Here is a 12390-nt window from a genome sequence, read left to right on the forward strand (position 1 = left end):
ATATGGCAATTAGTTTTGATAACCAAAACCCTTATAACCAAAAGCTTTCATTTGCTCAAACGCATTGAAAACTGTTTTTACAGGTAATTTACAAGTGTTATTCTGACAAACATAAATGAATGTTTCATCTTCATTAAAACGATCTTTAAAAAGAGAAATATCACTTTCAACAGTAGAGCCAACAATAATGGAATTAACTATATAATTTTCATGTATTTCACTCATTAAATGTTCAGCATTATTACCTACAACCACAATTTCATAAAAAGGATATGCTTGTTGCAAAAGTAAAGACCCCCATGCACCATAGCTTACGGCATGACTCTCAAAATCACTTGTAATCAATGCACCCATTACCTCTGCCTTCTTTAAATAATCTGTATTGTATTCTAAATGACCAATTCGTAAAAAATTCTGTGCCATAATAGCATTCGCAGAAGGCACTACCCCGTCAGATGTGTTGATTATGCTCGGTACCAAATCACTGAAAACATTATAATAGAATAACTCAGAATTACTCTTATATTTTTCTGAGCCTATTTTCATCAACTCTTTTGAAATCTGTAGATACGAGACGTCTAAGGTAACTTCATACAAGGCAAAAGCACTTTTAGCCAAAAAAGCATAATCTTCTAAGAATACCTCCTTCTGCTCACTATTGTTGGTATAGGAATGCACTAATTTTCCACCTTTATAATTATGCTGTTGCAAATAATTAAATACGGACACTGCCTCTATCAAATACCCTTCATCACCAAAAGCCTTGTATGCCTCTATAAGCCCATCAATTAAAAGAGCGTTCCAGGATGTTAAAATCTTATAGTCTTTAGTGGGCTTTTCTCTTTTTTGTCGTGCTTGATATAAAGTCGATTTCCAATTCTCCTTTTTCTTATCAAAGGCTTCTTCACTCAAATCGAACTCCTTTAAAAATTTATCTTTAGAAATGGTGTTGTTCAACACATAGTTTCCATCTTCCCAAACCTGACTATCCTCTATATTGAAATACTTAGAGAACAATTCAAAATCTTCACTTAATAATATCTGCAGTTCTTCCTTCTTCCAAACATAATAGACTCCTTCTTCCCCGTTAGTATCAGCATCCATCGCACTAAAATAACCCCCATCTTCATTTCTCATTTCAACCTTCAAGAACTTCAGGGTTTCCTCCACCTTAGTTTTGTACCCCTTATTTTTAGTCAACTTATATGCTTTTGAAAGTAAATACACGAGCTGTGCATTATCATACAGCATCTTTTCAAAATGAGGAACTTTCCATGTATTATCAGTACTGTATCTAAAAAAGCCACCATCTACGTGATCATAAATTCCACCATGTATCACTTTATCCAACGTATTAATAACATGATTTTCAGCTTCGCTATCTTGTTGCAGCACGGCATAATCTAACAGCATCGTCAAATTAGCGGATAGTATAAATTTCTGTTGACCCAGGTTACCGCCCCATTGTTTGTCCCAAATAGTTGACCACTCCGTAATTCCGCTTACAAATTTATCCGGCGTAATGGCATTTGCTAATTGTTTTGCTGGCTGATCATAAACCTCTTGTACGCCGCCTGCCAACATGGTTGCATACTCCGCCATTTTCCCAGGATTCTTTTCATACTCCGTACTGAACTTGACTAAAATATTCTTCCATTCTTCTTTCTCATAGTATGTACCTAAAAACACCGGACTCCCATTGGGCATAATAATGGCGTTCATAGGCCACCCTCCTGTTCCGTTAACCAATTGCAGAGCTGTCTGGTACACCATATCTAAATCTGGTCGTTCTTCTCTATCTACTTTAATACTAACAAACTTATCGTTCATAAGTTTAGCTACTTCGGTATCTTCAAAAGACTCCTCTTCCATAACATGACACCAATGACAAGTAGAATACCCTACACTTAAAACCACTAGCTTATTTTCTTCGGATGCTTTTTTAAATACATCGTCAGACCAAGCTTTCCAATCTACAGGGTTGTGTGCATGTTGTAAAAGGTAAGGGCTGGTCTCGTTTATAAGATCATTAGTGAATTCATGATTTTCTTGAGCAACCCCGCTAGCTTCGTTTTTGTTCTGATTTTTACAAGATGCTATAAAAAGCAATAATATAATATAGGAGACAGACTTATAAATCTTCATATAGTTTTAAAAATACAATGTAATTAACCACTCAAAGATAAATTTAATTTTTACCAATCACAGAACACATTTTGTAGGCGTCAAAAACCAAATCAAATATCCAAACAAAGAACATGATTCACTATTAATCGCCCCATAAACAAATAACTTTTTTGAGTAATACTCATCTTTTTATAAACTAATTTTACCGATTAAAATATACCAAACCGTAACCTTTTAGGTTATAGTAGAAATCTTAATGTAGGTAATACAAGATGTTTAATAAAAAATATACACTTTTAGGAGAAACCATTCAGAAGGGCAAAGGCGCACAATTGAATTTGGATATCGCAAAATTACACACCAGAACCAAAATTGAAGTTCCGGTAATTGTGCAGCGCGGTAAAAAAGATGGTCCTACACTATTGATTAATGGTGGTATTCACGGTAATGAAATTAATGGTGTAGAAATTGTAAGACAAATAGTATCCAAAAAATTCAACAAGCCAGAATGTGGAATGGTTATTTGTATTCCCGTTGTAAATATATTCGGATTTTTAAACCAGACCCGTCAATTCCCTGATGGCAGAGATTTGAACAGGGTTTTCCCTGGTAGCTTAAGAGGATCCTTAGCAAGCCGTTTTGCCTATCATTTAGTAAAAGATATTGCACCGGTTATAGATTACTGTATAGATTACCACACTGGGGGCGATAGCCGCTTTAACGCTCCGCAGATAAGAATCGACAAAGATGATGTGGACGGATTAGCACTGGCAAAAGTATTTGGCGCAGAATTCATTGTAAAGTCCGCCGGAAGAGAAAAATCGTTTCGTGAGACGCTGCATCAACTTGATAAGAAGGTATTATTATATGAAGGCGGAAAATCGCTTAAAATAGACAGCGAAATAACCGATACTGGTATTGTTGGCGCATTGCGAATAATGCATCACTTAGGCATGCGAAATTTCGAAAAAGAACTTGGAGAATATGCCTTGAAAGAAACTGTTCCAAAATTGGTTCATGCCTCTAAATGGATTCGAGCAAAACATTCAGGTATGTTTCACCCTTCAATCAAAATTGGACAAGCAGTAGAAAAGGGAGAAGAAATAGGAAGTATTTCTGGTCCGTTCGGGTATTTTGAAAAGAAAGTAAAAGCAAAAGATTCAGGATATATAATTTGCATAAACGAATCACCTATTGTGAATCAAGGTGATGCTATTTTTCATATTGCTCACGATATTGAATAGACATCAAACGCTTTTTGAGTTTTCAAAAATAAAGACAAAAAAAGTTAAAGATCATCTGTAATTAAAATCTGCTATCTTACTGACTGAAGGATCATTAACCGCCAAACAAAAACCTAGATTACTAGCTCAAAAATTGAGGCAACTATAGCTAAAACATCTCCATTTTTTCAACTAAAGAAGGACCATGATTTAGAGATTTTTTAATCGGTAATCGTCATTTTCAAAAAAATCACTTTCAGACACGTTATTTTTCAAATTTTCAGCACTTTACAACAAAAAGTAAGCAGTTTCAAACACCTTAAATTGCTTAATTTAAAGTTAAAGATCCTCTGAAGTTGAAATCTTTTAAAACATTGATTACATTAGTGTTAAGCGTATTTTTAAACTTCGTTTTTGCATGACTGAAATAGAAAAAACATTAGATAACAAAAGTGTACGCCCTACTGCTATGCGTATTCTTATTTACAAATTCATGGCTGGCAAACAAAATGCAGTAGCGCTTACCGATATTGAGAATGCATTTGAAAAAGCGGAGCGAACTACACTGTACAGAACTTTAAAAACATTTGAAGAAAAAGGTATTGTGCATCAAATAGATGATGGCACCAATGTTTCAAAATTTGCATTATGTCAACCCGGCTGTAATTGCGAGATTGATCAAGATTTACACTTACATTTTCACTGTGGACAATGTGACAAAACTGTTTGTTTGACCGAACACAAAATTCCACATATCAATTTACCTGCAGGTTACATTGCGGAAGATGCCAATTTGGTCATTAAAGGTATATGCGATTCGTGTAGCGACCATTAAATGCACTTCTGTTGCACCACTCTTTTGTCCACCTTTGTGTTATAATGCAAAAGAAGATGACAGATTTAAAAACATTTACAAAAGCAAAGAGTACTTGCACCCATTGCAGTGACGAGGGGCATAGCCATGAAGCAGCAACAGATACATCAAATTTCAATTTATATCTACCAGCACTCATAAGTTTTACAATGCTTGTTACTGGTATGGTATTAGACTATTTCAATACCCTACATTTTTTCAAAGGATATGTACGATTAGCATGGTACATAATCGCATACATACCCGTTGGCCTACCTGTATTAAAAGAAGGATGGAAAAGCATTAAAAAAGGGAATTTCTTTACAGAATTCTTTTTAATGGGTGTAGCTACTATCGGGGCTTTTGGTATTGGCGAATATCCAGAAGGTGTTGCCGTAATGGTGTTCTACGCAGTGGGTGAACTTTTTCAAAGTGCTGCGGTACAGCGTGCTAGAGGCAGTATTAAAGCTTTACTTGATCTGCGACCAGATCAAGCCTTGGTTTTCCGTGATGATCAATTTATTTCCGTCGCTCCAGAAGAGGTTAAAATAGGAGGAATAATACAAGTCAGAGTTGGCGAGAAAGTCCCGCTAGACGGTAAACTACAATCAGAGAGAGGTTCTTTTAATACTGCAGCCCTAACAGGAGAAAGCAAGCCTGATACCCTTAAAAAAGGAGATGCCATATACGGCGGAAGCATAAATTTAGACGGAGTGGTTGAAATTGAGACCACTAAGGTTTTTAAAGACAGTTCTATTGCCCGTATTCTTGATATGGTGCAGAATGCTACTGCTCGTAAATCTAAGACAGAACTGTTCATTAGAAAATTCGCAAAAGTCTACACACCAATTGTCACCTACCTAGCTATTTCGCTAACCTTTTTACCTTACTTCTTTGTAGAGAATTATGTTTTTCAAGATTGGTTGTACAGAGCCCTGATTTTCCTTGTGATTTCTTGTCCGTGTGCCTTGGTAATCTCTATTCCGTTAGGTTATTTTGGTGGACTGGGAGCTGCTTCACGAAACGGAATTCTATTTAAAGGTGCATCTTTTTTAGACACCATAACCAAGGTCAACACTGTGGTAATGGACAAAACAGGCACTATAACTAAAGGGGTTTTTAAGATTAAGGATATTATTAAAGATCAGATCCTTACCGAAGACGAATTCATGAATTACTTGATCGCCATTGAAAAACAATCCACACACCCTATTGCAAAGGCAATTTTGGAATATAAGACAGACGGAGACAAGTTTAAAGCTACAGATGTTATTGAAATTGCCGGTAAAGGATTAAAAGGAATAGTAAACGGTAAATCTATTTTGGTCGGAAACAAAAACTTGATGAATTCGCATCAAATTGACGTTCCCATTGAAACAGAAAGTATAGTAGAATCTATTGTAATGATGGCTATAGATAGAAAATTTGCCGGTTATGTGACCATAGCTGACGAATTAAAAGATGACGCATTCGAAGCTATAGCAAATATGCGTAAAGCAGGAATTGATAAAATTATCATGCTTTCTGGAGATACCGATTCCATTACCCAACAAGTAGCTAAAGAATTAGGAATTGACTGGGCAAAAGGCGGATTATTACCGGAAGAAAAACTAGAAGAATTAGAGAAACTTAAAAAACAATCCAATACCAAAATTGCCTTTGTAGGCGACGGAATTAACGATGCTCCTGTTCTAGCCATAAGTGATGTTGGTATTGCTATGGGTGGCTTGGGTAGTGACGTCGCCATTGCAACTGCCGATGTTATTATACAAAATGATCAACCTACTAAAATAGCAACGGCGATTGAAATAGGAAATTCTACTCGTAAAATTGTATGGCAAAATATTGCACTGGCATTCAGTGTAAAGCTTATTGTTTTAGCTATGGGTGCCGGCGGATTAGCTACTATGTGGGAAGCTGTTTTTGCCGATGTTGGTGTTGCGCTTTTGGCGATATTAAATGCAGTGCGATTGCAAAAGATGCAATGGGACTGAGAAAAACCTAATGTCACTTCGAGCGAAGTCGAGAACTATTAAGTTAGAATCTCACAAGCATTGCACTAAGACTGCGCCTTCCATAACGGCAGGCAGGCTTAATATGAAATCGTTATACAAAACTAACATACTAGACAAATTCAACAGATTGCTTCGTCGCAAAAAAAGCTCCTCGCAAAGACGGAACCTAATGTCACTTCGAGCGCAGTCGAGAACTATTAAGTTAGTATATCATAAACCCTGCATTTCCCACTGCGCCATCCATAACGGCAGGCTGGCTCAATGTGACATCGTTATACAAAACTAGCATACAAGACAAATTCGACAGATTGCTACGTCACGAAAAAGCTCCTCGCAATGACGACTTCAGTTTAAACCAAACGTCATTACGAACACAGTGAAGTAATCTGTTTATTGGCAACCTAAAACTGAGTTGGTGTAGAAATTCGGCAGATTGCTTCGTCGCAAAAAAAGCTCCTAGCAATGACAACTTCAGTTTAAACCCAACGTCATTACGAACGTAGTGAAGTAATCTGTCTCCTGTTGACCTAAAACTGAGTTGGTGTAGAAATTCGACAGATTGCTTCGTCGCAAAAAGCTCCTCGCAATTCGTTTAATAACAATCTGTTTTTAGCTGACCGCTCTTTTCAAAAGCTTCAAAACTGATGGTTTGGTTGCCTTGCAGTATTCTTTCTAACACATCAAGAACATCATGTTGCATAGCCAGCGACCCACAAATCATAATTGTGCCATTTTGGTTAATGGTTTTCAACACTAACTCTTTTTGCTCTAAAACGACATCTTGAACATATTGCTTTTCACCTTCCCTGGAGAAGGAAGAAAATACATTTATATTTTCAGAATTTGAGACTGCTTTTTCCAAAACGGAATTATAAATCTCCATAGAAGCCTTTTCACGTCCTCCCCAGAACATTGAGATATTCTGAGTTGTATTTTCAGAGATCATTCCTAAGAAAGGAGCTATGCCAGTACCATTTGAGATGAAAATTGAATTTTTTGCATTTTCTGGTAAATAAAAATGCGGATTCACATCTATTGCAGCCTCAATAGTGTCCGCTACATTTAAATTAAAAAGATAATTTGAGCCTCTTCCCATTTCATGCTTTTTTACACTCAACAGAACATCGTTACCAATTTTAGCTATGGAGTATTGACGAACGGTATCATCATTGGCGGGAAAAATTGCCAACAAATCGCCCGAAGTAAATTCAATATGTGATTTTGGCTGTAATCGTAACAAGAAGGTATCATCCACATTCAAATCTGTTCGCTCTAAAACTTCAAACTCTACTTTCTTATATTTCTTCTTTTTGACCAACGGTCTTTCGACAGGAATTATGAACCCCAGTTTATTTGTCAACTGAATCATCCAAAGTTCAAAAGATTCAAAATCTGCTTTGTTTATTTTAAATAGTGGCAATTGCTGCGTAAAATTATCGGAAGCCGATAACTGCTCATCTAAATCTATTGCGAACTTACAGTAATCGGGATAATCCAAAGAACCGAAACCAACTACCGAAAAACCCACCGAATTCGGCTGCTGTACTTCTGAAAATTTTGAACGGAATTTACGCGCATTTGTTGGCGGCTCACCTTCACCATACGTAGATGTGAAAATGATTATATTTTTCGCCTTTTCATAGATGCTATATTTATTAAGCTCGGTCAAATAGACCTTCTTCCCTACTTGCGATAATCCGTTATACAAACGTTGGGCAAAATCGAAAGCAGTACCACTTTCCGAACCGACCAAAATAACAAACTCGCATTCATCCTTATCTGCCATCTTGGTAATGCGCTTTCCTTTCTTTCTACGTTTTAGGGTCATTACAAAACCTGAATACATAAAGAATAAAATAGAAGCACTGGCAAGTAACAGAATAATGGACCAAATGACATTTCCTTCACCCGTATGCAGTACCAAACTTAATCGTGAAGCCAAAGTTACAAAAGGATAATCTCCACTACTTACTATTTCACCGGTCTGCTGATTTACCTCAACCTCCTTATCCTGTAAAGCTATGAGGTAGTATTCTTCTGGATCATTTGAAAAGGGAAATTCTACCCGACGAATATCTGCCAAACTCGTTTCCGCAAAAAAAGGTATATCGGTAATATTATCGTATTGCGGAGCTGCATCGGCTACTGTCGCTTCAGATTGTTCTACAACGGCATCTGGCAATAAATTGAATTTTTCCGCGGATAAATAGACTCCCGTAAATGCAAGTATAACAATGGGAATAAAAAACCATCTACTTAATAGTACATGGTATCGTAACTCAAAATAATCTTTTTGGACTTTAGAAAACAGTTTTAAAAATCCGCCTTGGCGTTTAGCAAGCAACACAATCCCGGTAATGGCAATAATACATAAGAGTAAAGAAATAAGACCAACAAAAAATCGACCTATACTTTTTAGAAATAAAGAACGGTGTACGTTAGTCGCAAAAGTATATATGTACGGTCGCTCTTCAACCTCACCTAATTGTTCACCCGTAATAGGATTCACATATATGTCTAATGTTTCCATCTCCATAGTCAAAACAGAAGCCTTTACGAATCCTGATGATTCTACTTCCAATTCTAAAACCTCATCATAAGATTTCTTTAATGCATCTATGGTCGTTGCCAATGATACTTCTTCCCTATTCTCTACCGCATAGCCTTTTGCTTGGTGAGAAATGGGCTCTACCGCTAAAATGATTCCGGTAACAGAAGCCACTATCAAGAATAGTGAAGAAACCAAGGCAAGTGTAAGATGACTAAAGCGCCAAATAGAAATGGTCATAAATGTAATTTTGTAATCTTATTATTTTAAAAATTCCAGAATGTCTGTACTAAGACATTCTGGAATATATAATTGTGATTGTAAAATAAATACTTAATGTCATTTCGAGCGCAGTCGAGAACTTATAGGTTCGTATCTCACAACCAATGCATTTCGACTGCGCTCAATGTGACATGCTAACTAAAAATCGTCAAAAAACAATCTGCTTCACGGGAACCCAAATCTCATATACCGGCACCATTCAGCAGATTGCTTCGTCGCGAAATGCTCCTCGCAAAGAAGTCATCTGCTTCATGGTCACGCAAAACTCACATGCAGCTACTCTTCAGCAGACTGCTTCGCCGTGAAATGCTGCTCGCAAAGACAATGCTTTAAAACAATTACTGAGGCAACATGCGTACATAGCGAATAAAACCTTTACCCTCTACTTTAGTGGTTAAGTTTTCTGTGGTTAACGGAAACTGAATATCATCTGCATAATACCCTTGATCCTCAACAGAAGTTTCAAAACGTAGTTGATAACCCTGGTCAATTTTATCCGTCGGAATTTGTAAAACATTCAGTGCGCGTTCTCCACCACTAATGGTCTCACCAGAAATAGCATCTATATTCGAGCGATTTTTTCCGTAGAATTTCCACCATTCTGTAATTTCACTGTACCATTCGCTGTCTTTACCTTGAACGTAAATCGTTTCTACATATTCATTATCGGCATCAACAATAGATACGATTAAATATGCACCTTCACCTGAATAGTTTGTTAATTGTATTAGACACTTTACAGGAGTCTTATCTACAGGATTGAATGCGGTCAATAAGGACCCGACCAATAGAATTGCCGGAATATATTTTAAAAATTTGTTCATGTATATAAAAATTTGTTCTCTATAAGAGATTTATAAATATGATTTAGGGTTCTATTGCTTTAAGAAATTAAGAGACGTATTCTCTTTTTGCAACAATTCGTTTTCACTAGCCAAATCATATACCGTTTCTTCAAATTCAGTTGTACTCTTTGCATCTGCACCTTTAGCAAGTAAGAATTTAAGCAACTTATCATTCTCTGCTTTCATTGCCGCTACATGTAAAGCAGTTAAGCCTTCATCGTTCTTAGCATTGACATCGATATTAAAATCAGACACTTTTTTCAATAACTCAAGGTTATTTTTCTTAGCAGCCACATGAAATAACGTATTACCTTCACCTTGAACGGTATTGAATTTTAATCCTTTAGACTTCAATAAAGCTAACTTAGCATCAAAAGCCTTGGCGTTTCTTTTATTATATGAATCTGCCAAAAAGTAAGCAGCCGTATTACCGGCACTATCTTGAGCATTGATATCCGCTCCCTTACTTATTAAAAACTCAACCACATCTGCCTTGTTACTATGAGTCGCTAGCATTAGTGCAGTTTCCCTACTATTGTTGGCAGCATTGATATCCTTCAGATTTTTAGCTAATAATTGAACTATAGAAAGCTGGTTTCTAGCAGCAGCGTTTAAAAACGGAGTATTCCCTTTTTCATCCGCTTGGTTTACATCTGCACCAGCATTTAAGAAGAGCTCAATAATAGCAGCGTCCTTAGCACCAAAAGCTAAACGGTGTAACGGTGTGCTCCCATTTTTCTCAACAATATTAGGTTCCAAACCAAGACCTTTTAAATAGGTATAGACGGGCAAGCCATTACTGAATCCGCGGCCACCTTGCGATGCGAACATAAAAGCATTACCTCCATTATCATTAAGTGACTTGTAATCAACTCCCTTTTTAATAAGAAGATTTAAAAAATCTATATTTCCTTTTTTAGAAGCGTAGTTGAAAATTCCGTTACCATCTTCATCTTTACTATCTAAAGCCAAACCTTTATCTAGGAAGAAATTCAATTCTTTTTCTGTCTTAAGAGAAGGTGCAGCCAATAGTAAAACATTAGCACCATGTTCATTTTTCTCCTCCACTAAATTCACACCTTTCTTTTCAAAAGCATTATAAATTGCAGGGTTTGTAAGTCCGGCATTTGCACCAAAAGCAAGTGGTGTATATCTATGACTATCCAAAGCCGTAACCGACGCACCATTATCTAATAAAAATTGAACCAACTCAGCATCGCCAGCATACGCTGCCCAGTGTAAATAAATACGACTATCATGAGTTTTCTTATCGACAGGGTTTCCATCCAAAGACAATAAATATTTAACTACCTCTGTATCTGCCTTACTGGTAATTGCCAAAGTAGTAGCATCAAAAGAATTGCTATCCATCTCAGCAGGGTCATTGCCCGCAGCGATTTTTTGTTTTATGGTAGCAACATCTGGGTTACTCTTCCAAAATTTACGATCTATCAACTCATTTTTCTGCTGTGCAATACCAGTGAAGCTTACAAAAAACAGAGCGGTTAAGGCTATTTGTTTTACGGTTTTCATGTTCTTATTTTTTAACAAATGATTCAATTACTTCTTCTATCTCCCCTTTTTGAACATATTCATCATCAAAAAGATATTTATATAATACTTTATTATCTACTTTCTGTTCTAAAGAAAGGTCTTGATTGCGACCATATACATCATCCCACTTGGTACGCACTAAAGCCCATTTATCTGTATTTGATTTCCACCAAGCAGCCGCTGCGGCACACTTGCTATCATCAACTTTCACATAGGTATTATATCCCTTTTCTTGAGCAAGAATAACATCTTCTTTACCAGCTTCACGAATTACCTTAGTATTATCTTGGTCATGCAACCATCCATAATCCGTTACTTCATGACGGTTACCACGAACGGTTAAGTTATAATCGCTTCTAGTAGTATACTCACGCCTAGGTAGTGGCGCATCTGCAGTATTTTCCCAATAACTCTTACCATCTACATGAACCCAGGTAGAAGATCCCTCATACCTCGGACTATCATCTACTTGAAATACCTTTTGTGTCCATTGCCCTTTAACCTGATCAGCAGGCAATTTTGAGAATATCCACTTATTATCTGCATTGTAAGAGTACAAGTCAGTATTCTCAAACAACCAATCTTGTCTCCAGTGCTTTACAATATGTGGATCTGCAGGGTTACCTACTTGCAATAAATGTTGAATAGAGATTTTATCGTCCTCGTCGGTCACCAGCTCTGCCCACTCTAAACCTTTATCAACTTTGGTCTTAGATGGCTTGTATAGCGAATCTGTACTGTGATTAAATGTTTCAGCAAAATTGAATGTTACTTCAAAACAACCGCACATACTCTTTATAGCCTCACGGTCATCTTTCATCTTTGTCTTTTGAGCAATAGCACTGGCAGATATAACTAGTGCCATAATGGTAGGTAATACTGTTTTCATTTTACAGGTCTGTTAATTTTTATGTTCGATAACAAAAATAACTATTTTAATTTA

Annotated in this window: 8 protein-coding genes; 3 read left to right on the plus strand and 5 right to left on the minus strand. The window is 36.7% G+C overall.

The window, feature by feature from the left end; all coding sequences use genetic code 11:
- Positions 1–9 precede the first annotated feature (9 nt).
- Entirely contained in the window at positions 10–2145 is a 2136-nt protein-coding gene (locus ACJJVP_RS16675) for a thioredoxin domain-containing protein (RefSeq protein WP_405415448.1), read from the minus strand.
- A gap of 254 nt (positions 2146–2399) precedes the next feature.
- Between ACJJVP_RS16675 and ACJJVP_RS16680 the strand changes: the two genes are divergently transcribed.
- The 3 genes from ACJJVP_RS16680 (at position 2400) to ACJJVP_RS16690 (ending at position 6197) form a co-directional block, all read left to right on the plus strand.
- Complete coding sequence (locus ACJJVP_RS16680; RefSeq protein ID WP_405415450.1) at positions 2400–3371, plus strand: succinylglutamate desuccinylase/aspartoacylase family protein; 972 nt, start codon at positions 2400–2402, stop codon at positions 3369–3371.
- Between the two features lie 397 nt (positions 3372–3768).
- Positions 3769–4185, plus strand: a complete 417-nt coding sequence (locus ACJJVP_RS16685) for a Fur family transcriptional regulator (protein ID WP_396634740.1) — start codon at positions 3769–3771, stop codon at positions 4183–4185.
- A 56-nt stretch (positions 4186–4241) separates the two neighbouring features.
- Positions 4242–6197 carry a heavy metal translocating P-type ATPase gene (locus tag ACJJVP_RS16690; protein ID WP_405415453.1) on the plus strand — a complete coding sequence of 652 codons (1956 nt, stop codon included), beginning with the start codon at positions 4242–4244 and terminating at the stop codon, positions 6195–6197.
- A gap of 613 nt (positions 6198–6810) precedes the next feature.
- On the opposite strand, the gene ACJJVP_RS16695 is transcribed toward ACJJVP_RS16690, so the two are convergent.
- The 4 genes from ACJJVP_RS16695 to ACJJVP_RS16710 all read right to left on the minus strand — a co-directional run bounded on the left by ACJJVP_RS16695 (position 6811) and on the right by ACJJVP_RS16710 (position 12336).
- Positions 6811–9006 carry a PepSY domain-containing protein gene (locus ACJJVP_RS16695; RefSeq protein ID WP_405415455.1) on the minus strand — a complete coding sequence of 732 codons (2196 nt, stop codon included), beginning with the start codon at positions 9004–9006 and terminating at the stop codon, positions 6811–6813.
- Positions 9007–9386: 380 nt separating this feature from the next.
- A complete protein-coding gene (locus ACJJVP_RS16700; RefSeq protein WP_405415458.1) occupies positions 9387–9872 on the minus strand; it encodes a DUF2271 domain-containing protein in 486 nt (161 codons plus the stop codon).
- Between the two features lie 51 nt (positions 9873–9923).
- Positions 9924–11426 carry an ankyrin repeat domain-containing protein gene (locus tag ACJJVP_RS16705; RefSeq protein ID WP_405415461.1) on the minus strand — a complete coding sequence of 501 codons (1503 nt, stop codon included), beginning with the start codon at positions 11424–11426 and terminating at the stop codon, positions 9924–9926.
- A 4-nt stretch (positions 11427–11430) separates the two neighbouring features.
- The gene (locus tag ACJJVP_RS16710) at positions 11431–12336 is read right to left on the minus strand and encodes a DUF6607 family protein (RefSeq protein WP_405415463.1); all 906 of its coding nucleotides are present in this window, start codon (positions 12334–12336) and stop codon (positions 11431–11433) included.
- Between the last annotated feature and the right edge of the window lie 54 nt (positions 12337–12390).

The organism is Maribacter sp. Asnod1-A12, assembly GCF_045063735.1.
Taxonomy (GTDB): domain Bacteria; phylum Bacteroidota; class Bacteroidia; order Flavobacteriales; family Flavobacteriaceae; genus Maribacter.